Source organism: Dyadobacter fanqingshengii (assembly GCF_023822005.2).
GTDB classification, from domain to species: domain Bacteria; phylum Bacteroidota; class Bacteroidia; order Cytophagales; family Spirosomataceae; genus Dyadobacter; species Dyadobacter fanqingshengii.
In genome coordinates this window covers 579,094-601,259 of the sequence record NZ_CP098806.1, presented here as the reverse complement: position 1 = coordinate 601,259, position 22,166 = coordinate 579,094, and the positions used below count along the sequence as shown (strand labels likewise).

The 22,166-nt window shown below is 45.0% G+C and carries 20 protein-coding genes; 3 read left to right on the top strand and 17 right to left on the bottom strand.

The window, feature by feature from the left end; translation table 11 throughout:
- Nucleotides 1–121: 121 nt before the first annotated feature.
- The 17 genes from NFI81_RS02500 to flxA all read right to left on the bottom strand — a co-directional run bounded on the left by NFI81_RS02500 (nucleotide 122) and on the right by flxA (nucleotide 15,351).
- Nucleotides 122–2,350, bottom strand: a complete 2,229-nt coding sequence (locus NFI81_RS02500) for a sodium-translocating pyrophosphatase (protein WP_234614456.1) — start codon at nucleotides 2,348–2,350, stop codon at nucleotides 122–124.
- Nucleotides 2,351–2,508: 158 nt separating this feature from the next.
- Entirely contained in the window at nucleotides 2,509–3,663 is a 1,155-nt protein-coding gene (locus NFI81_RS02495) for a DUF2062 domain-containing protein (protein ID WP_234614457.1), read from the bottom strand.
- Nucleotides 3,664–3,730: 67 nt separating this feature from the next.
- On the bottom strand, nucleotides 3,731–4,087 hold the full coding sequence (locus tag NFI81_RS02490; protein WP_234614458.1) for an ApeI family dehydratase: 357 nt from the start codon (nucleotides 4,085–4,087) through the stop codon (nucleotides 3,731–3,733).
- A 24-nt stretch (nucleotides 4,088–4,111) separates the two neighbouring features.
- Complete coding sequence (gene lolA2, locus NFI81_RS02485) at nucleotides 4,112–4,741, bottom strand: flexirubin biosynthesis/transport protein LolA2 (RefSeq protein WP_234614459.1); 630 nt, start codon at nucleotides 4,739–4,741, stop codon at nucleotides 4,112–4,114.
- A complete protein-coding gene (locus NFI81_RS02480; RefSeq protein ID WP_234614460.1) occupies nucleotides 4,734–5,498 on the bottom strand; it encodes a polysaccharide deacetylase family protein in 765 nt (254 codons plus the stop codon). Before NFI81_RS02480 ends, lolA2 begins: the two co-directional genes overlap by 8 nt.
- Nucleotides 5,488–6,453 (bottom strand): beta-ketoacyl synthase chain length factor, encoded by a 966-nt coding sequence (locus NFI81_RS02475; protein ID WP_234614461.1) that lies wholly within the window; start codon nucleotides 6,451–6,453, stop codon nucleotides 5,488–5,490. Before NFI81_RS02475 ends, NFI81_RS02480 begins: the two co-directional genes overlap by 11 nt.
- 31 nt (nucleotides 6,454–6,484) lie before the next feature.
- On the bottom strand, nucleotides 6,485–7,669 hold the full coding sequence (locus NFI81_RS02470) for a beta-ketoacyl-[acyl-carrier-protein] synthase family protein (RefSeq protein ID WP_234614462.1): 1,185 nt from the start codon (nucleotides 7,667–7,669) through the stop codon (nucleotides 6,485–6,487).
- A gap of 12 nt (nucleotides 7,670–7,681) precedes the next feature.
- Nucleotides 7,682–7,939 (bottom strand): phosphopantetheine-binding protein, encoded by a 258-nt coding sequence (locus NFI81_RS02465; protein WP_234614463.1) that lies wholly within the window; start codon nucleotides 7,937–7,939, stop codon nucleotides 7,682–7,684.
- Nucleotides 7,940–7,965: 26 nt separating this feature from the next.
- Nucleotides 7,966–8,595: a hypothetical protein gene (locus tag NFI81_RS02460; protein WP_234614464.1), complete on the bottom strand. Its 630-nt coding sequence runs from the start codon at nucleotides 8,593–8,595 to the stop codon at nucleotides 7,966–7,968.
- The gene (locus NFI81_RS02455; RefSeq protein WP_234614465.1) at nucleotides 8,592–9,674 is read right to left on the bottom strand and encodes a beta-ketoacyl synthase N-terminal-like domain-containing protein; all 1,083 of its coding nucleotides are present in this window, start codon (nucleotides 9,672–9,674) and stop codon (nucleotides 8,592–8,594) included. The genes NFI81_RS02460 and NFI81_RS02455 overlap by 4 nt, the downstream gene beginning before the upstream one ends.
- A gap of 10 nt (nucleotides 9,675–9,684) precedes the next feature.
- Nucleotides 9,685–10,098, bottom strand: a complete 414-nt coding sequence (locus NFI81_RS02450; RefSeq protein ID WP_234614466.1) for an acyl-CoA thioesterase — start codon at nucleotides 10,096–10,098, stop codon at nucleotides 9,685–9,687.
- A 21-nt stretch (nucleotides 10,099–10,119) separates the two neighbouring features.
- Nucleotides 10,120–10,539, bottom strand: coding sequence for a hotdog family protein (locus NFI81_RS02445; RefSeq protein WP_234614467.1), 420 nt, complete (start codon nucleotides 10,537–10,539; stop codon nucleotides 10,120–10,122).
- Nucleotides 10,539–11,405 (bottom strand): lysophospholipid acyltransferase family protein, encoded by an 867-nt coding sequence (locus tag NFI81_RS02440; protein WP_234614468.1) that lies wholly within the window; start codon nucleotides 11,403–11,405, stop codon nucleotides 10,539–10,541. The genes NFI81_RS02445 and NFI81_RS02440 overlap by 1 nt, the downstream gene beginning before the upstream one ends.
- Before the next feature lie 2 nt (nucleotides 11,406–11,407).
- Nucleotides 11,408–11,674, bottom strand: a complete 267-nt coding sequence (locus NFI81_RS02435) for a phosphopantetheine-binding protein (RefSeq protein ID WP_234614469.1) — start codon at nucleotides 11,672–11,674, stop codon at nucleotides 11,408–11,410.
- Nucleotides 11,675–11,869: 195 nt separating this feature from the next.
- Nucleotides 11,870–13,090: a beta-ketoacyl-[acyl-carrier-protein] synthase family protein gene (locus NFI81_RS02430; protein ID WP_234614470.1), complete on the bottom strand. Its 1,221-nt coding sequence runs from the start codon at nucleotides 13,088–13,090 to the stop codon at nucleotides 11,870–11,872.
- Between the two features lie 3 nt (nucleotides 13,091–13,093).
- Entirely contained in the window at nucleotides 13,094–13,825 is a 732-nt protein-coding gene (gene flxB / locus NFI81_RS02425; RefSeq protein ID WP_234614471.1) for a flexirubin biosynthesis SDR family reductase FlxB, read from the bottom strand.
- Nucleotides 13,822–15,351 carry a flexirubin biosynthesis tyrosine ammonia-lyase FlxA gene (flxA, locus tag NFI81_RS02420; RefSeq protein WP_234614472.1) on the bottom strand — a complete coding sequence of 510 codons (1,530 nt, stop codon included), beginning with the start codon at nucleotides 15,349–15,351 and terminating at the stop codon, nucleotides 13,822–13,824. The genes flxB and flxA overlap by 4 nt, the downstream gene beginning before the upstream one ends.
- A 117-nt stretch (nucleotides 15,352–15,468) precedes the next feature.
- On the opposite strand from flxA, the gene NFI81_RS02415 reads away from it, so the two are divergent.
- Genes NFI81_RS02415 through NFI81_RS02405 form a run of 3 tightly spaced genes read left to right on the top strand, consistent with a single transcriptional unit; the run spans nucleotide 15,469 to nucleotide 22,164 of the window.
- Nucleotides 15,469–19,353 (top strand): trifunctional MMPL family transporter/lysophospholipid acyltransferase/class I SAM-dependent methyltransferase, encoded by a 3,885-nt coding sequence (locus NFI81_RS02415; RefSeq protein ID WP_234614473.1) that lies wholly within the window; start codon nucleotides 15,469–15,471, stop codon nucleotides 19,351–19,353.
- Nucleotides 19,354–19,399: 46 nt separating this feature from the next.
- Entirely contained in the window at nucleotides 19,400–20,917 is a 1,518-nt protein-coding gene (locus tag NFI81_RS02410) for a phytoene desaturase family protein (protein ID WP_234614474.1), read from the top strand.
- Nucleotides 20,918–20,919: 2 nt separating this feature from the next.
- Complete coding sequence (locus tag NFI81_RS02405) at nucleotides 20,920–22,164, top strand: NAD(P)/FAD-dependent oxidoreductase (protein ID WP_234614475.1); 1,245 nt, start codon at nucleotides 20,920–20,922, stop codon at nucleotides 22,162–22,164.
- Nucleotides 22,165–22,166 lie beyond the last annotated feature (2 nt).

Sequence of the window (22,166 nt, the reverse complement as noted above, 5' to 3'; positions counted from 1 at the left end):
TATCAATTTAACTATTAACATTTGCAGAAACAAATAATTACCCTCATCAATTTACATGCTATTATAACAAAAAACTGCCCGACAGAAAATGCCGGGCAGTTTTGAATTGGGATCTGAATTATTATTTCGCAATGCTCTTGACTGGAAAAACAGCAATATGCTCCTGACTCTCCACTGCCATCTGCGTAGTTGTTATTTGAGTTTGCTTTGTTTTCGAATCAAAACCCTCCAAATCTGCCTTATCTACTGCGATGTGCGGTGCGATTACCAGGGAAACGATGGACATTAGTTTAATAAGGATGTTCATCGACGGACCCGAAGTATCTTTGAATGGATCTCCAACGGTGTCTCCTGTTACAGCAGCCTTATGCGGTTCGGACTTTTTATAGTAAGTTTCGCCATTGATAACTGCCCCTTTTTCAAATGACTTTTTCGCGTTATCCCAGGCACCGCCTGCATTGTTTTGGAATATACCCATTAAAACACCGGAAACCGTAACACCGGCTAATGTTCCTCCCAACACTTCCGGCCCGAAAAGGAAACCGACCAGGACAGGAACAATCAATGCGATAAGTCCGGGAGCAACCATTTCGCGGATAGATGCCTGCGTAGAAATAGCCACACATTTATCATATTCAGGCTTAGCAGTTCCTTCCATAATCCCCGGAATTTCGCGGAATTGGCGACGCACCTCTTCAACCATTTTCATAGCAGCGCGACCTACGGCTGCAATGGCAAGGGAGGAGAAAATAAACGGGATCATAGCACCAACGAACAACCCAGCTAACACATTTGCTTTGTAAATATCAATCGAATTAATGCCCGCTACACCGCAGAAAGCTGCAAAAAGTGCAAGCGAGGTAAGTGCAGCGGAAGCAATGGCGAAACCTTTTCCCGAAGCAGCAGTGGTGTTACCAACCGCATCCAAAATATCCGTACGACCGCGAACTTCTTCCGGTAAATGTGCCATTTCAGCAATGCCACCTGCATTATCAGCAATCGGGCCAAATGCGTCGATGGCCAATTGCATCGCAGTGGTTGCCATCATACCAGCAGCTGCGATTGCGACACCGTATAAACCTGCGAACTCATAACTGATATAAATACCGGCTGCCAGCACCAATGTGGGAATCACCGTAGATTCCATACCCACCGAAAGTCCACCGATAATGTTAGTGGCGTGTCCCGTTGACGATTGATTTACAATGGATTGAACAGGCCTCTTGCCCATTGCTGTGTAGTATTCGGTCACCATGGACATGATTGCGCCGACAATAGATCCCAGGAGGATAGACCAGAAAACGTCCAGCGACGTAAAATCAACGCCACGAATGGTTAATGTTCCTTCGGGCAACATCCACATGGTCAGCGGATAACTTCCGATTAAAACAAGAATGATAGAACCCCAGTTACCCAGGTTCAAAGCGCCCTGCACATTACCCTGATCATTTTTCACGCGAACCAGCAACATACCAATGATAGACGCAATGAGGCCCATTCCAGCAATAACCATAGGAAGCAAAATCGGCGAAATGCCGCCAAAATTATCTGTTCCCTCAGAAATGATCTCACGGCCCAAGACCATTGTTGCCAGAATTGTTGCTACATATGAGCCGAATAAATCGGCTCCCATACCCGCTACGTCGCCAACGTTATCGCCCACGTTATCGGCAATGGTCGCAGGGTTTCGTGGATCATCTTCCGGAATTCCAGCCTCAACTTTCCCTACAAGGTCAGCGCCAACGTCAGCAGCTTTGGTGTAAATACCGCCGCCTACGCGCGCAAAAAGCGCGATGGATTCAGCTCCCAGTGAAAAACCGGCAAGCACTTCCAGCACTTTTTCCATGCCCAGGCCATTGACATCCGTGCTGTCGCCAACGAAAAAATGATATAAAATGATAAACAATCCGCCCAAACCGATCACGGCTAAGCTTGCCACACCAATGCCCATAACGGAACCGCCGGTAAATGACACTTCAAGCGCTTTGGTAAGGCTTGTGCGCGCTGCCTGCGTAGTACGGACGTTGGATTTTGTTGCAATATTCATCCCGATGTAGCCCGCAAATGCAGAAATGAATGCACCGACCAGGAACGATATGCCAATGAAGGCACTGGAGTTTTCAACCAATGTGCCTGAGTAACCCAGTAAAATACTGACAATGATACCAAAGACTATGAGTACACGCCATTCGGCTTTCAGGAAGGCAAGGGCACCATCTGCAATCGCGTCCGCGATTTCTTTCATTTCAGGACTTCCACCATCCTGCCGGACAACCCAGCCTCTTTTGAAGAACATAACCAGCAAGCCAACAAGGCCCAAAGCCGGCACTAAATAGGTAATGTTACTCATGCGATAAACTAAATTAGGTTAAAGGTTTTTAAAATCTCGTAAATATAGAGAATGAGACCTCATAACAAAATCCGAAATCGCTTATTTTTGATCAATTCGTATAGATTTTATAAAAATTTGTAGAATTCAGGATCGGGCATGACATGCATCAAGTGGCACTATGTGCGAAAAATGACCAAAAAAAGATAGGTTATCATGAACCCTACCAGTCCGGCTGCCATTGCCAACAATGATCCACCGATAAAATATTGTACGAAATTTACATGGATCGAACTCAGCGTAAGATTCTCAAAGGAAGTGAGTTGCACACCACTTTTATAAAAGAGCCCGCCAAACTTGTAGCTTCCGTAAATGATAATGGGAATGAATGGAGGAATGCTAATGTTCGCCGCAGCCAGGAAAAGCACCTTGTTCATTCTGAAATAAATGGAAAGCGGAATGCCAATCAGCAGTTGAAAACCCCAAACCGGGACAATGCCCATAAAAAAACCAAATCCAATGGACTTTGCCTTGCTTAAATTGGATTCCTCCGGCTTGACTGCTTCCTCCTTAATGATTTTCCAAAGGCCTTTTTTTTTTACCTTTCCAATCAGCCTTTTAGGTAAAAAATATAACAATGTGAGAACAACCAGCACCGTATTAAGAACGCTTATCCTCGCAAAATCCTTGAAAGGGCGAAAGTGCGTGACACGCTCTTCCTTGTCATAGATCACATTAATCTTTACCGGAATAATCGGGACGTTGCGCCATGCAAGCCTTACCAAAACTTCAATTTCCGTTTCGAACTTCGTAGTGTAAAGCTTCATTTTCGCGATTTCAGCCAGCGGATAAAGCCTGAAACCCGTTTGCGTATCCGGGAGGGAAATGCCTGTCTCGACCTTGAACCAAAAGTTAGAAAACTTGTTCCCGAAAGAGCTTTTGCCCGGGACGCCCTCCTGCTCCATATCCCTGGAACCCATGATTACTGCGCCTGGATTTTTAGCAGCGGCTTCCAGAAAAATCGGTATGTCCGAAACCTGGTGCTGACCGTCGGAATCGATTGTAATGGCGTTAGCGTAACCCATGGCGATCGCTTGTTTAAAACCTGCACGAAGCGCGTGGCCTTTGCCGGTGTTTAAAATATAATCGATGACGGTCAGCCTCGAACCATATTTCATCAACTGATATGGTGTCCTGTCCGTAGACCCGTCGTTTACCGCTATGATGTCCTGATCGCCTGAGAAGAGAAGAAGGGATTCGAGAATCCGGTCTATTGTTTTGATATTATTGTAAGTGGGTACAATTACGCAGCAATTGATGTCCTTTAAGGTCATGTTGTGTTTATGATCAGATGGCTAATTTGAAAGATCGGCCGCTGAGTAGATTGAAACGAATCGTCTGTTAAAGATAGTTCGCCTGCATTTTGAAAAAAACCTTTCCGTTGTCTTCTCCTGAGGCAGTAACTTCTAACATTTCCGACTGCTTGTATTTGATAAGGATCCGGACGTTTGGATTTTTTCCGGGATTAAGCACTTCCAGGAATTTGCACGTCCGCATCGTTTTCATGGCCAGTTTCCTTTCCAGATGCGCTTCCAGAATTTCTTTCACGATCTGTAATTGCACCACGCCAGGCAAGACGGGTGAATTGGGAAAATGTCCCTCAAATACGGCATGTTGTTCATTAATCTTTATTCCCGAAACAATGTTCTCCGGAGTCAGCTCATTGCTGGTGATGAAATAGAGACTATTTACAAACATGCCTGTGTTCTATCAATGAATACCTTACAAGTTCAAAAAAAGACTATCGTCTATCGTTTGATTAAATTTTTCGTTCTGAAATTTCATGACGCTTTTGTCGCCGCCTTTTTCAAAAAATGACAGTTCCTTCAAGTGCAATGTGCTCTTTGGAAAGACCAGTGTGATTTTGGAATAGATGTTTTTGAGCCTGCGATTAACAGGCGTAAGCACCACCATATACTGCTCCGAATTTTCAAGACAGCTTTGGGAAAATGCCTTATTTTTCTGAAAATCACCATTAACAAGACCGATCATCAGCTCCTTGATCTGGGCCGCCATCCTGCCCGCCTGTCTCACGTTTTTTTCCTTTCCAGCCTCCTGGACGCGCATTCTATCGCCGTTAATTAATATTACGTAATTAACAGGCATTTTTTGCTCCCAACGCATTTTGTCATTCTTTTTGTAATAAAAAAACCCTGACGAATGCTCAGGCTTCTTCAAAACTGACAAGAATTTCTCTTCTGTGAAAGCTGCCTGAATGGAATTCACTGCCTGCGAAGCCTTGCGCAAATCCTCAAAAACCTTTTCAGGATTTGCAGCGTTTTTGAATGCCTGTCCGCTCGCAAATCCAACCGCCGCAAAAAATACAAGCAACAGTAACCTGAATTTATTCATAGGGTTCTTTTTGGATCAGCTTAGACAACGGCTCAATTTTTATCCCTTTCTGCAAACAGTGTTCTATAAGATCTTCCATTGAATCGGCTGTGACTTTCCTGTTATCATGCAGCAAAACGATGTCTTTCGCCTTTAATTTTGAGATGACCCTGTTAATAATTTCGTACTTACTTTTCGCCTTTGTGTCCATACTCCTGACCGACCACCCTACTGAGTCAAGTTTTAAATCGCGCAACACACGCGCATAGCGCGGGTTGGTCACGCCAAATGGCGGGCGGAAAAACTTTGGTGTTTTTCCAAGAATCTCATAAATGGTGCTTGTGCAAAGCACCAGGTCCTTTTTAAGTTTCTCTGTCGAAAAAAAAGCAATCAGGTAGTGATGGCTATATGAATGATTGGCAATGGTATGGCCTTCTTCATCAATACGGCGGATTAGTTCGGGGTGTTTTTCAGCCTTCTTACCGATGACAAAAAACGTCGCTTTAATATCTTTTTCTTTCAAAACATCCAGGATCATCGGGGTGGTTTCGGGATCAGGGCCGTCATCGAATGTGAGGGCAATTGACTTTCGCTTTCCCCTATTGATCGACGTAAGGAAGTAATTGGCCTGGATCTTGAAAGAGCCGTACGCGGTAAGGGCCAGATATGCGAGGGCAATCGCGATGAAGATCAGCCATGCAAAACCCGTCTCCCAGAAGATGATCCCGCTGAGTGCGAATACGGTGATAGCAGTGGCTGTTATAATGTTATGCTTCAACAGATTGCAAGAGTGTTAACCCCAGGTTACTTTGAATTAATGTATTGCAAATCAGCACATTTTTCAGCGATTGATCCTTCTTCATTCTATCAACAGCCAAATGCACTGCAAAAGCAGAAGTAGTAGGGTAAATTCCTGAAAAACGCAGATAATCCACGCATTTTTTTTCTTCTACAACTAAATTCGAAAGCAGAGCAGCCAAACCGTTGGTGCTATCCTCACTCATTCCTGAAAAAAGAACCAAATCCAGATCCTGCACATGGCAATCATTACTGGTTAGAAAATCCATAATCTGTCCGCTCACGTCGCTGACAAGCCCGATTGCCCGTGTGTCTTTCACAGACACCAGCGAATGATTGTTTTTTTGGCTTGTGAGCATAAAAAATGATGCCCCGGATGTTAAGGGAAATTGAAGCTGCAAATGCAGGTTGTCAGAAATCTCGTTCAGAAAATCAATGGCTTCGTCAGCGGCTCCTACGAGAATATTTTCTTCGTTTTCATCCAAAAGCAACATGGCATCGAGCAGCGCATTTTCAAACGAAATGGAATTTTGCGTGTGGGTCATGTTATAACCATGGTTGCCGAGGCTCAATGAAATTTGGCCCGCCATGGTGTTATGCGTCGATTGTATGAATGACGTTGGCGGAAGCAAACCTTCGATGGTCAGAACATTGTTAAGAAATTTTTCAGTATCCAAAAGACAGCCTAATCCAGTCCCAACGATGATTGCGGAAGGCTGCTCAATCCCTGCTTGCTGAATGCAATCCTTCGCACAAGCCACCGACATCCTCAAAATCTTGCTCATTCTGCGCAAAAGTCCGGCATCGATAAACCCTTTATAATCCGGGCTGAGCAGTCCTGACGATTCATGCATCGGCTCGATAAAAGTAGAAAAGCCTGCATTTTGAAATGTGGGCTGATGCGAGATGGTCGATGCGGCGGAGATGTAATACAACTATAACGAGCTTTGAATTTGTACAAAAAAATCAATCGTGGTCTGAAAAAACCAATGATGAGTTATTTCCCCCAAACCCAAACGAATTGGACAGAACTGCCCCGACAGGCCTTTCGGTTTGTAAGGAAGCAACGGGTTCCAGACCCGTTTCGGTGATGGGTGTATTGTAATTTAAATTGGGAAAAATGAGCTTTTGCTGAATGGCCAGGATCGAAAAAACCGCCTCAATAGCACCGGCAGCGGCTAACGTATGACCTGTAAATGGCTTTGTTGAGCTGAAAGCAGGAATGTTGTCACCAAATACATTTCGCAATGCCACGGACTCGGATAGATCGTTATTCTTCGTCCCGGTGCCGTGGGCATTAATGTATGAAATGTGCTCCATGGCAATGCCGGATTTCGCCAAAGCATTTGTTATGGCCAGCGTAGCGCCTTTCCCGTCCGGCGACGAGGCGGTTTGATGGTAGGCATCTGCCGCATTCGCCCAGCCATTGACGTAACCGATTGTTTTATTTCCTGAGATCTGGATGCTCTTTTCGTTTTCCAGCAGCAAAAAGGCAGCGCCTTCGCCGAGATTCAAACCGCTTCTCGTTTCATCAAATGGCCTGCACCATTGATCATCGTAAATCATCAGCGAGCGAAAACCACTGATTGTGAATTTTGTCAGCGCGTCCGAGCCTCCTACCAGAACCCTGTCCAACTTCCCGCTTAAAAGCAGTCGTGCGCCCAGCATGATCGCATTAGCGCCTGATGAACAGGCAGTTGACAGCGTATTAATGTAACCTGAAATGCCTAATTCAGCCGCTATCCTTTCCGTAGTGCTGCCGCTGTCGTGTGTTTTTAGAATATGGTAATCGGGGTTGGTCCCGGCGAGATATGCTTTGTAAAAGTCTTCCGTCCTGTCCATTCCTCCGACTGACGTGGAAGAGATAATCCCGGTTCTAATTTTATGCGTGTGCTTATTATCGCCCCAGGCCTCTTTCGCAGCTTTCAGGCCCAGTAATGATGTGCGGGAAATGGCTTTCGCCCCGGTGCTAAGGTCGTTTTGCAATGCTTTGTTGGACATTTTAACCTCGCCAACCAGCAATCCTTCAGCTTCTTCTAAATATTGCACCGGTCCGATCCCCGACCTGCTTTCTTTCAGCGATTGCAGGTTGTCTGCAACTGTTAAGCCAATCGCGGAAACAATGCCAATACCGGTTATTCGGACGCCCATTTTGAGATTTGTTCAGCTTTTCCGTTTGCGGATATATTCAGCCATGGTGTCGATCGACTTGAACGCAACCTTTCCTTCTTCCGGATTTACGACTTGTATCCCGTGATATTTTTCAAGCAAAACAATCAGTTCCAACGCATCGATGGAGTCCAGTCCAAGGCCTCCGTCATCGAACAGCAATGCATCGTCCGCAATGTCAGCCGGTGTAATATCTTCTAGGTTTAACTGCTCTATGATCTGACTTTTAAGGTCTTCCTTTAAATTATCCATTGTGAATTAATGTGTAAACTTTAATTTCAGTTTGTTATGACGGACTGAAATCGGGCGAGTTCCAAAAGATTTTCACTGTTGAAATCCAAGCCACTATCTGGTTCGTTTTCTATTAAACATACAAACACCTCAATGTTGTCCCCCAGTATCCCCAACCATCCGCAAAGTATTGCTTTCGCGCCGGTTGACAGGAGAATCCGGCCATAGTCGACGAAAAAACCGGGTGCGAATTTAGGCAAAACAGCGAACATATTTTCGCCATACCATTTGTTTATAATCGCTATTTCCCCCAAAACAATGTTGGGTAAAGTGTATACAAACAATGATGGGCTCGGCGCGCCATTGTGCTCGTAAGAATGCTTAAACCGCAAATCCGAATCTGCGCTGGACGACTGGTTTGCAAAAAGCATGGCAATTTCGTCGTCTTTATATCTGCTTGCAAATCCCTGATTTGCCCTTTTTATTAATTCGGATGCAAGAAAGCCTGCCTGTGACAGCGCATCCATTTTGTAAAACTTGGGGTATACAAATTCCTGTTCCTTATAAATCTGCTTAAACCAACTGTCGGCGGAACTTCTCTCGCGCTTGCAAATTACTTCCCCGTTTACCAAGCACTGATCAGCAGACAAATGACAATATGTGGTAATAAAACTCATAAACTCCTGATAATCAAAGATGCATTCCCGCCGCCAAAGCCAGAAGCTGTTTTTAGGATTGTTTTCGGCTGGCTAACGACATTGTCTGAAATGACATTCATTTTTTTCGAAGTCCCGCTTTCCGTATATCCCAGGCTTTTTACCAAAACACCATGCCGCATCATCTGCATGGAGGCAGCCGTTTCGATCACGCCAGCTGCACCGAGCGTGTGCCCGAAATAACCTTTTAAACTACTTAAATGCTTGTCACTTAACCCAATACGATCAAAAGCGATAGCTTCCATTTCGTCATTAAACACGGTTGCCGTTCCGTGTGCGCACACAAAGTCAATGTCCTCCGGCGCAACCTGATTGTTTTCCAATGTCCTTTTCACACTCCGGAACAGCCCTTCGCCCGTTCTGGATGGCCCGGAAATGTGATTGGCATCATTGGCACTTGTACCGGAAAGAAGCTGCAAAGCACCGTTACGGAACGTTTCCTTCGAATTTGAAACCATCACTGCGCTACAACCCTCACCCATTGTTATTCCATTGCGTGCCGCATCAAAAGGCGCGCAAGGCTTATTACTGATGGCAAACAGCGATTGAAACCCATAAACCACGAAGTCTGAAATCAGATCGCAGCCAATAACAATGGCGTGATCGTAAATTTTTGCCTGAATAAAATTGCTGGCCGCATTGATCGCTAATACGCCTGAAATGCACGCATTAGACAGCACAATAGGCTGATTAACAAGCGCAAACTTTGAAACCAACGCTGCAATGCTCTTTCCGAACTGGTCATGGATATTACTGTCCAGCTCACCTTTGGTAGAACTAATGATCACCATAGTTCTGTCCGACGTTAAAATGGCAGGATCAATTTGCTCTGAAACCGCTGCTAACGCGTCCAGCAAAAGCTTTTCGAATTTATAATCATCAATCAGATCCAGCATTTTTGACAAATAGAGATCTGCATTGTCAAATCCGGCCTGCTTTACCAAAGAAATTCCAGACTGGTTTGCGCTGATAGCAGCCCAGTTTTCAGCTGTGGTCCTGCCCAATGGACTTATTATGACTTCGGCACCAATGTAGGTCATCCTGATTTTACTAAACCTGATTTTTTTCTTTCCATTCCCGGTAAAAATCGGGTGTAATCAATTCCAATGTGCGTGTTTCCTTATTCAAAAAAACCTGCATCGTCTTTCCAACTGCACACAACTCACCAGTTGTCAGGTTGATCACCTCGTATTCAAACTGGATTTTTGCAGATTTCGCGGGAACGTATCTGGTAATCACCTTGATGATCTGACCGTAATAAACCGGCGCTTTATGATCAATCTCAGATTTAACGATGGGTGTGAAATAGCCTTTATCAAAAATGGTCAGGTATTCCAATCCGTAGGTTTTGCCAAATGCTTCTCTTCCGTCTTCAAAAAATTTGAGGTAGTTTCCGTGCCAAACCACGCCCATTGCATCTGTTTCACTAAAACGTATATCAATTTCGATTTCCGAAGCAATCATATTTTTCAATCTTGTTAGGGGTTATTGTGTCACCACAATCTTCATTTCACAGCCGAGCAATATACGCCCTTCCACGAAACTTTCCCCTTTAACGAGGTAAATATTTCCTAATTGATGTAGTGGAACAACGATGGTCCGGATCGTCGAATTGATAGGCGGAAGCTCATAAACTTCTACTTTTGTCATTGCTCCTATGAAACCGATTTTAGGTTCTCCCACTTCTTCACGGTCCAGGAACCCGAACGATGCAGCGCAGGTTTGTGCAATGTTTTCCAGCAACCCCGACTCCGTAAAACACCCGTCTTCCACCAGCACATTATCCTCTTCAATAAAAAATTCCGACTCAAACCGCTCAGCCGTAACGCTAACCAAGCTCCCGATCATGATAAAGGGCTGCCTGTGTGGAATGTATTGATTTATAGATTCTTGCGGCACGATCATTAAACAAAAAAGTTGAAATAGTTAAACCATTGTTCAGGATATTCTTTCACTTTTCGTTCGAGTTCGGCCACATAAAGCCTTGCGATTTCCTCTGGCTTGAGTTTATCCGTAATGGGCAATGTTGCGCTTAGGTGATAACTGTATTTTCCGTCTTTTGCCGCAAATACGAATGTTACCGGTGCATCAAACTTTGAAGCGATTACAAAGGGTCCGTAAGGGAATTTTGCCTTTCTGCCGAAAAAATCCAGCTCGATAAACTTTGCTCCGTCCAGGTAACGATCGGAATGAATGGCAATGAACTCATTATTTACCAGTGCATTGCGAATGGCTATGATATGTGAAAGGTCATCTTTGATCGCAATGACTTTAAAGCGCGAACCGCCTGTCGACGTGTCCATAAACTGCTTGATGCTTTCCACCTCCGCATCCAGCATGACAATGTTAATGGTTGGCGTAATGCGCCCTTTAAGCAAATTACCAGCGGTTTCCCAATTACCAAGATGTGCGCTCAATAGTATCCCTCCTTTTCCACCATCCCGGATATCAACGAGATATTGCTCATTTTCAAATACATGATTTAACTGCTCCGTCTTCCCGAGCAGAAATGCGGCCCGGTCAACCAATGTCTGGCCGAAAATGTAAAAATTTTGTCTGGCCAGCTTTTTGGCCTCTGAAACAGGAAAATGGAGGATATTTTGGTAAAAGTCCAGTAACGCCCGTTTTTGCTTTTTTGCAAAGAGATAATAGTAGTACGTTACCAGCTGCAAAAGGCGGTAGGCAAAATCCAGCCCAAGCGTATTAATGAAGAACAGAAAAATTTTGTAACCGACTAATGATCCTTTGGTCTTACCATCCCAACGGCTCATTCTTATAAGTTCAGTTTCTTACGGACGAGCTGATAGAAATCGCCAAATGTCACGATCTCTTTGAAATCCTCTCCTGTAATTTTGATGTTGAGATTTTCTTCAATCAGCACTACCAGGTCCACATAGTCAAGACTGTCCAAATCGAGCGTTTCTTTGAGACTGTTTTCAGGAAGAATCAGATTCCGGTCCACCTCAAACTCCTCGGATAAAAAATCTCTCGTTTCTTCGATAACTTCTTCCCAACTCATTTTTACGTCGTTAGCATGCATGGCTACAAAATTAATTTATTCTTGATGATAGTTTAAAGATATTGCTCTTTTTTAAATTAAATTCTACGGTTCACACAATAATTTGATCTTAAAACCATTGCATACATCCGCCGGATTCGGAGCAGAACAAAAATACAAATTTATGGTTGCCGGGAACCGCCGGTTACGAAGTTACGACGCGGCTAACCGGTCAGATCAGGAGAACTTTTTGAGAATTAAGGTCGAATTTGTCCCGCCAAAGCCAAACGAATTGCTAAGGAAACAATTGATCTCCTGTGCTTTGGTTTCAGCCACAATGTTGATCTTTGCCGAGTCCTCGTCCGGGTTTTCGAAGTTGATATTAGGTGCAATAAAAGAATTTTGCATCATCAACAATGAATATACAATCTCGCTCGCACCAGCCATCCAGCATTCATGACCAGTCATGGATTTGGTTGAGCTTACGGGTATTTCCCCACCAAAAACCTCAAAAATAGCCCTGGCTTCACTCCCGTCACCTACTGGCGTTGAGGTTGCGTGCGCATTAATGTAGTCAACTTCTCTTGCCGCAATGCCTGCCTGGTTCATGGCCATCCGCAGTGAGCGCGTTTGCCCGTCAATGCTTGGATTGGAAATGTGGTCGCCGTTGGACGAAAAACCATAGCCAATCAGTTCGGCCAGGATCGGGGCGCCGCGCTTGATTGCGGCTTCGTACGATTCAAGAATGACTGTGGCTGCGCCGCCGCTGGGAATAAGCCCGTCACGGTCGCGGTCGAAAGGCCTGGATGCTTTTGTCGGGTCCGATTCGCGCACTGAGAATGTCCCCAGACCATCGAAACTGGCCATAGCAGCTGAATTAATCTCCTGCGCACCGCCGCAAATGATCCGATCCTGCAATCCCTGCTTGATCATCAGATAACCCATTCCTATTGAATGTGAGCCGGACGCGCATGCCGCGCTGAGCGTAAAATTAATGCCCTTCAACTTGAAAATTGTTGAAAGGTTCATATTAACGGTGCTATTCATGTTTTGGAAAATAGCGCCGCTTCCTATCAATGTTGTGTCGTGTTTTTCTTTGGCTTTATCCACTGCTTCCACCACAGACGCTGCGGTGCTGTCGTTGCCATATATGATGCCGGTTTCGGTTGTTTCGAGAAAATCCACGTCCAATCCGGAAAGTTCAAGTGCTTGTCTGGTTGCCATATAGGCGTAAACGGCGGGCTGGTGCATGCCCAGGCGCTGCCTTCTGGACAAGTAATTTTTGAGGTCCGGCTCCGGCACCATGCCTGTTAAAGCAGAGCGAAAGCCAAAATCCTTCCTAACCTGATCAAAAACGATCCCGCTTTTGCCGGCATATAATGATTTTGTAACCTCGTCCAGGTTTTCACCCAGGCAAGAGTAAATCCCTATTCCGGTTACGACAACTCTATGATCCATCAATTATGAATAAATTCCTCCGTTGATATTAATGACCTCGCCTGTTATATAGGCTGCTTTATCCGAAACCAGGAAACTTACCAGATGCGCAACCTCCTCGGCTTGTCCAAAACGGTTCATCGGGATCATTTGTTTCAATTCGGCCTCATTAAGATCTTTGGTCATATCACTGGTAATGAAACCCGGCGCAACCGCATTCACCGTAATTTTGCGCTTGGCGACTTCCTGCGCCAGCGCTTTTGTAGCCGCAATAATCGCCCCTTTCGCTGCGGAATAGTTGGTTTGTCCGGCCACACCTTTCATACCCGAAACCGATGCAATGTTAACGATCCGGCCCGACCGCTTTCTGAGCATTTGCTGGATTGCATTCTGGGTCACATTGAAAAGTCCTTTGGCAGAAATGCTCATCACATCGTCCCAGTCCTGCTCAGGCATCCACATAAACAGCCCGTCGCGCGTAATTCCGGCATTATTCACCAAAACACTGATATGCTTTTCTTCGTTCTTTTCTCTCCACTTGTTCAGCGCCTCATCCACCTCCGTTTTTGTTTGAACATTGAATGGCAAAAGTTCGCCATTGCCCCCCAAAGCCACAATTTCAGCCAGCGTTTCTTCCGCAGCCGCCTGGTTGGACGCATAGTTGATCAGGATGTAAAGTCCATGGTCTTTTGCCAGCTGCACCGCAATGGCACGGCCCAACCCTCTCGATGCGCCTGTTACCAATGCACAATTCATAATTTAAACGGGGTTTCTTTAATATATTCCAAAACGGCAGCAATGCTCTCGGATTGCGGCAGATCGTCCTTTACGAAATGCGCATGTTGCCGGATCTGGCCGTAAATTGATTTAGCATTAGGCGACAAGCGCTCTTTTTCATCAGGTTCGAGCAAATCAATTGCCTGGCAAATGGCCATTATGTGGATGGACATGACCTGAAACGAGTTTTCCAAAACTTGCTTCGCGAGCACCGCGCTATTGGTCCCCATACTCACAATATCCTGATTGTCATTATTGTTAGGAATACTATGTACATAAACCGAACCGGATAGTGCCTGATTTTCGGCCGTGGTCGAAGTGGCCGTGAATTGCACGCCCTGGAAGCCAAAATTCAATCCCAAGGTTCCTGCATTCAAAAAGGGCGGAAATTTACCATTTAATTTGCTGTTCATCAGGAAGTTGAGTTGTCGTTCCATGAGCATTGAAAGCTTGGTCAGAACGATTTTCACCTTATCCATTTCCAGGGAAATGTAATCGCCGTGGAAATTGCCGCCATGGAAAACATTGTCATCATCGGGGCTTACGATGGGGTTGTCATTGGTTGAATTCAACTCATTTTCAACCACTTCCTGCGCATATCGTAATGTGTCCAGAATAGGTCCCAAAATTTGCGGAACGCACCTCACAGAATAATATTCCTGGATCTTACGCTCGAATTCCTTCCGTTGCAACGCAGTGTCATCTTTGAAAAGCTCTTCCCTGCTGCGTATTAACCGACTTCCGGCTAAAAAATCACGCATTTGCTGCGCAATCACCTGCTGTCCTTTATGATGTTTAACGGCATTCAATTCCTTGGAAAATGAGTCATCAAATGCTTCAATGACCTCGTTCAGCATAGCCGATGCGGCAACTGCCCATTGCAACAGCCTTTTAGCATAAATAATGTTGATGGCCGCAATGCCGGTCATGCAGGATGTCCCATTGATCAGCCCCAGGCCATCGCGCAACTCCATTTTAAGCGGAGTAATGTTGTTTTTTTCCAAAACGTCGGATGTTCTTGTCCTTACACCCGCTTCATACACATGCCCTTCACCGATTAGATTAAGGCCAAGATGCGAGAGCTGCACAAGGTCTCCGCTCGCGCCCACGCTTCCGTGCTCAAAAATTTCGGGGACAATGCCTTTGTTCAAAAACGCAACGAGTTGCCGGATGACGCCTGTGCTGACACCCGAATTGGCTTGCAAAAACGAATTGAGGCGGGCAACCATGACGCTGCGGGCATAAATTTCGTTGAGCGGTTTTCCGATGCCGCTGGAATGGCTGCGGATCAGGTTGTATTGCAGGTTACTCAGTTTGTCGGTCTCGATCCGATATTGCGCCATAGGGCCAAAACCGGTATTGATTCCGTATATAATTTTATCTTTGGAGAAATTCGTGAGAAATGTAAAGGACTTAGAAACTTTATTGAGGGCGTCTTCGGCTAAGATAAATTCCTTCTTTTCAAAAGCATACTGCTCGATATGAGCTAAGGAAATACTATTCATTTATAGTTTGCATAATTAATATTACGTAAAATAAATCTTTTTTTGCGGTTTTGACAAACATACCCTAATCTGCAAACGTGCCACCGGAAGTTGCCGGAATTTTACATTTGCTTACTTTTGTCTGACATTCACGTTCCCCTTTCAATGATCGGAGATTTACTTTTAAGGTTACACAAGTTCCTGTCCAGACACAAGCCCGCATTTTTCCTAAGTCTGGTTGCCCTTACAAGTGTTCTGCTCCTGGGAATCTCGCGGTTAAAAGTAACTGAAAGCATTTTCGCCACCTTACCGAAGGGTAAAAGCTTTGAAGAGTTTAACCGGCTTATCGAAAGCAAAAACATCATTAACCAGATTGTTTTCTCCATTGACATTCCCGATGAAACTACGTCCGATGATGCAAAACTGCTCGGAGAGGCATTTTCCGACTCTTTAACCCGGTATACCCATGGCGCGATCAGGAACATTCAAATTGAGAGGCCATTTGCCCAAGAGGATGTTTACCAATTCGTGTACGGTCACTTTCCGCAGCTAATCGATTCTTCCTATTACAGCCACATTGGCATCCGCTTAAATCCGGACTCGATCAAAGCATCCGTAAACTCGGCTTACAACCAGCTTACTACACCGGGCGGAACATTCCTGAAACAGTTCATTCTCAATGATCCGCTTGGCTTAACCGGCCCCTATTTCCGAAAACTGAATGCCGGCAGCAATGCCAACGGAATGGTGCTGGAAGACGGTGTAATGTTTACGGGTGACCGTAAAAAGATGATCATTTTCGCTGCCACAAGCTTTGATTCAGGCAATTCTGAGAAGAATGTTGCGCTTTACGAAGATGTTGAAGCATTCAAATCGCGGTGGAACAAGCAGCAGCGGCATCACAACTTCTCTTATTTCGGGACATTTGAGATTGCGGCGCGCAATGCCATTCAGGTCAAGCAGGACTCATATTTTACCTCTTTTGTGGCATTAGGCTGCATTTTGCTGCTGCTGATCCTTTATTATCGCAAATTCCTCATTCCGCTTTACATTATATTACCCGGCCTGTTCGGAGCCATTTTTGCATTGGGCATCATTGGTTTTGTCCGGCCGGAGATCTCCGGCATTTCACTGGCTACTGGTGCAGTTGTTTTCGGCATTCTGCTGGATTATGCGTTTCATTTTTTTACGCATTTAAGGCATACCAATTCAATTGCCACGGCCATAAAGGAAGTCAGTGAACCGCTGCTAACCGGCAGCTTTACCACTGTCATGGCATTTAGTGCATTGCATTTTGCCAATTCAGCCGTTTTGCAGGACTTCGGTTTGTTTTCATCGCTTAGCTTGTTAGGAGCTGCGCTTTTCACATTGATCGCACTGCCCATCATTCTTTCTTCTTTTGCTTTCGACAACAATCGAATCCCGGAAGAGAGCCGCGCATTCCGCTTTCCTAAAATCCAGGAAAAATCAAGGCCAATGGTTTTGGCAATCATTGCCGTATTAACGCTCATATTTCTCTATTTCGCCCGATTTACGGAATTCGACAGTGGTTTTGATAACCTCAGCATTCAGGATGACGACTTGCAGAAACGCGAAGAGGCCATGACGGGAATTGATCCGAAGTCTGAAAAAAGGATTTACATCTTTGCCGCTAATCCGGTTAGGGCCAAAGCGGAACAAATGAATTTTCAGGTTTACCAAAACCTCGTTCAAATGCGTGAGCAAGGACGGATAAGCAGCTTTGTATCATCCGGCTCATTCCTGGTGCCGCAACAGCTTAAACTGGAACGTAATCGCAGATGGCATCAATTCTGGGACATTAACCGCAAGGAAGTAACTTACAATGTGCTCGATCAGGCGGCTGCGAAGAATGGTTTCAATGCAACGGCGTTCAGTGATTTCAAGTCCTGGATAGCCGGTCAACCATCCGGTTCTGTTCCTGTTGACACACTACTGAGCGAACTGGGCCTCGATAACCTGATCGAATCCAATGCCAAAGGAACAACATTCATCACCACATTAATCGTCCAGCAAAATAAGCTGAACAGTGTTAAAAATGAACTGCGGGCAATCCCCGGAATTGCGTTGTTTGATCGTGGTGAGCTGGCCGGAGACCTGTTAAAAATGGTTAAAGACGACTTCAATTACTTGCTGTTGATCTCGGCGTCCATTGTCTTCCTCACTTTGCTGATTGTGTACGGCCGGATCGAGTTAACGCTGTTAACTTTTTTGCCAATGGTGATCAGTTGGATCTGGATATTGGGTATAGCGGCTTTGTTGGGCATAAAATTCAATTTTGTGAATGTGATTGTGACCACTTTCATTTTCGGCCTGGGAGACGATTTCAGCATTTTCGTGACGGATGGACTGCTCAACAAATACAAATACGGCAAGGATTCGCTCCGTTCTTACCAGTCGGCCATTGCATTATCCGCCACTACAACAATTATCGGAACCGGTGTCCTGATCTTTGCGAAGCACCCGGCCATTCATTCCATTGCATTGATCAGCGTGCTGGGGATCTGCTGTATTCTTTTTATTTCGTTCGTTTTCCAACCTGTGTTGTTCGGCTTTTTTGTCCAAAACAGAATTGCACGAAAAAAAGCACCCGTTACTTTCCTTCCGTTTTTAATCAGCATTTCCAGTTTTACCTATTTTTTGTCTGGATGCCTTTTCCTGCACTCAAAGCTAGTCACGATCCTTTTACTGCCTATTTCCAAGTTGAAAAAGAAAGCAATGCTTAACCGCTCTCTTTCTTTTTATGCAAAAACTGTGATCTATTCCGGGCCGCACGTGAAGAAGAATTTTTCAGGACTTGAAAATTTACAACCGGAGAAACCAGTCATTTTTATCGCCAATCACACTTCGTTTCTGGACATTCTGCTGGCTATCATGCTCAATCCCAAGATCGTTTTAATGGTGAAAGGTTGGGTGTACAATTCGCCATTCTTCGGCCCGATCATTCGCCACGCGGGTTATGTATACACGGATGACGGGCCCGAGGAGAACATTAATAAGGTAAAAACGCTGGTCGAAGACGGCTATTCGCTGCTGATTTTCCCGGAAGGAACGCGGTCTGAGAATGGCGATATAGGAAGATTTCATAAGGGCGCTTTTCACCTCGCCGAACAGCTCAATCTGGACATTCAGCCCATCCTGATTCATGGAGCTTCGGATGTGTTGCCAAAAAATGACTTTCTCATCCGTCCCGGCGCTTTGAATGTGCGCGTCCTTCCGCGTATACGACTGGCCGATGCGCAGTGGGGCAGCCAGCTTCGGGACAAGACCAAAAACATTGCAGCATTCTTCAAATCTGCCTTTGCTTCCTATCAAGATGAAATGGAGGATACGGCGTATTTAAAACATAAGATTTTTACCAATTACGTTTTCAAAGGCCCCGTGCTCGAATGGTATTTCAAGATCAAATGGCGGCTTGAAAGCAAAAATTTCGCATACTACAATGATCTGATTGGCGACAGGAAAAATATTTTGGATATTGGTTGCGGGTATGGCTATCTGTCATTCTATCTGCACTACAAAAACGCGGAAAGGATCATTACAGGCATTGATTATGATCAGGAAAAGATCAGTATTGCACAGCATAGTTACCGTAAGACCGGCCACCTGAATTTTATTGATGGAGACGTTATGCAAGCGGACCTGGGCAGTCAGGACGTAATATTTTTAAATGATATCCTGCATTATTTATCAAAAGAAAAACAGCTTAAATTGCTCCATCGTTGTGCCTCAGCACTGCAACCAGACGGCATTCTTTTCATTCGCGATGGCATTACGGATAATGAAGAGAAACACCGGAAAACGAAAACAACGGAAGCTTTGTCAACCGGATTATTCTCATTTAACCGCAAGGAAGATGCATTTCACTATTTTTCGTCAGCCGATATCCGGGACTTTGCAGCCGGGCATAAGCTGCATTTCGAAATGCAGGAACATTCCACGAACACCTCGAATGTTTTGTTTATTTTGAGACCCATGCATGCCGATCTACCAGATAATAATTAGCCCGTTCTAAAATTTTTCAGTAATCATTTAAATACAATCTTCCGCCTTGCAAAAAGAATACGACTTCGTGATTGTGGGTAGCGGCCTCGGTGGCCTGGCTTGCGCGAACATTCTGGCGCTGGAAGGTTTCAGCGTTGTTGTGCTGGAAAAAAACCACCAGATAGGCGGACATTTACAGGTTTACAGCCGCGGAAAAAGCATTTTCGATACGGGAGTACATTACGTAGGCAGCCTGGACGAAGGTGAAAATCTGTATCAGTTTTTCAAATATTTCGGGATACTCGACAAGCTGAAAATGAAACGGATGGACAACGACAAGTTTGACGTTATCCGTTTCCAGGACGGTTCTGAATATGATTATGCGCAAGGATTTGATCATTTTAAAGCCACGCTGATCAACTATTTCCCGGAAGAGAAAACGGCGATTGACACCTATTGTGCCAAGATCCAGGAAGTGTGCGACAGATTCCCACTATATAATCTCAGGATTTCCGGTGAAAATTACCAGATGGATGGCGATGTGGTTGGGTTGAATGCACATGATTTCATTGCGTCTATTACTGATAATGAGCGGCTTCGCAATGTGCTGGCGGGATCAAACCTGTTGTATGCGGGTGTCCGTGACAAGACGCCCTTTTACGTGCACGCGCTGATTATGAAAAGCTATCTGTCGGGTTCCTATAAATTTATCGATGGCGGTTCCCAGATCGCTATTCAAATGAGTAAGGCGATCAGAGTGCATGGAGGGGAGATTTATAAATACAAAAAAGTAGTGTCAGCCAATTACAACGACGAAGGGCGCATTACCGAAGTGGTTTTGGAAAATGGCGAAACTTTTAAGGGCAAGCAGTTCATTTCAAATGTTCACCCTTCTGTGACCATAGATATTTTCGGTGCTGACAGGTTTCTTAATGTATATAAAAACAGGGTTCAGGGCCTTGAAAATAGCATTTCCACTTTCTTGGTCCACCTTACTTTTTATGAAAAAAGTTTTAAATATTTGAATTACAACATCTATCAGCATCACATTGAGGACGTCTGGGGCGGCATTGACTATGATCAGGAAACCTGGCCGCAGACCTATTTTATTTGCACGCCCTACATTTCAAAAACAGGTGAATACGCTGACTCAATGTCCGTGATGACTTATATGAATGCTTCCGAAACCGAAAAGTGGGCCGGGACTTTCAGCACCGTCGCGGAACCTGGAACGCGTGATGCGGAATATGAGCAGTTTAAGAAAGACAAGGAAGCAAAAGTGCTGGGACGTCTGGAAGAAGTTTTTCCAGGGATTTCAGAGAAAGTGAAGGCCATCCACAGTGCTACGCCGCTGACATTCAGGGACTATATTGGCAATAAGGACGGCTCGCTGTACGGCGTGCTCAAAAACTCCAATTCGCCGACGCGAACGCAGATCAATACCAAAACCAGGATCCCTAACCTGCATTTGACAGGACAGAACATTTCCATGCATGGCATACTCGGCGTTACGGTAAGTGCCTTTGTAACATGCTTTCCATTTGTAGATAAAGATAAACTCATCCAAAAAGTTAAAAATGCCTAATCATGCAAACAGTTGATGTTGTGGTCATTGGTGCCGGACCTGCCGGGACAGTTGCAGCTTCTTATTTGAAAAAACAGGGCTACAATGTCACAATTTTAGAAAAAGAAAAATTCCCCCGGTTCCAGATCGGTGAGAGCCTGCTCCCCTGCTGTATGGAACATTTGGACCAATCGGGCCTGTTGGAAGCTGTCAAAACCAAAAATTTTCAGAAGAAAACGGGTGCAGCTTTTATGAAGGGTGAAAAAAGATGTGAATTTCTCTTTTCGGAGCAATTTACAAAAGGCTGGACATGGACCTGGCAGGTAAAACGCGCCGATTTTGACCTTACCCTCGCAGAGGCCACACGCGCAAAAGGGGTTGACGTAAACTTCGAATGCGAAGTGCTGAAAGTGACATGCAGCCCGGAGGTCCAGCACATTGAGTATAAAGACGCCGATGGACAGATTCACGAGATCCGGTCTAAATTTATCATCGATTCCAGCGGATATGGACGCGTACTTCCGCGATTATTCGATTTGAGCAAGCCCTCGGCGTTTAGTCCCCGCGGTGCTATTTTTTCACATTTGGAGGATAAAAACCGTAACGAAAAGACCAGCAACAACATTTTTGTCCACTCTTTCGATAACAATAAATCCTGGATCTGGGCCATTCCTTTTTCCGATGGCTCCACTTCTGTGGGCATCGTGGGTGACAAGGAAAAAATTACTGCAATGGCTGAAAATGGCGGCGAAGCCTATAAAAATTTCATCCGCGAATTTGAGGATCTAAGCGGGCGCTTCAAAGATTCGGAACTAAAATTTGAACCACGTCACATTCTTGGCTATTCCATTGGCGTGAAAAAAATGTATGGCGATGGATTTGTTCTCTCCGGGAACAGCACCGAATTCCTGGATCCGATATTCTCATCGGGCGTAACGTTTGCGACCGCATCAGGATTGCTTTCGGCCAAAATGACCCACAAACATTTGCAAGGCAAAGTCGTGGATTGGGAAAATGAATACGAAAAAGTGATTCAAAAGGGTATAGATGTATTCAGAAGCTATGTTTCCGGCTGGTATAGCGGTGATTTCCAGACCATTGTATTCACCCCGCTTATTGATAATGACATTAAAAACCAGATATGCTCGGTCCTTGCAGGTTATGTGTGGGATCAGACAAACCCTTTTGTTAAAAAGCATGATACGATTTTACCAACTTTGGCAAAAGTGATCAAAATGAAAGAAAAGACCACAGAAGATCGCCCATAACA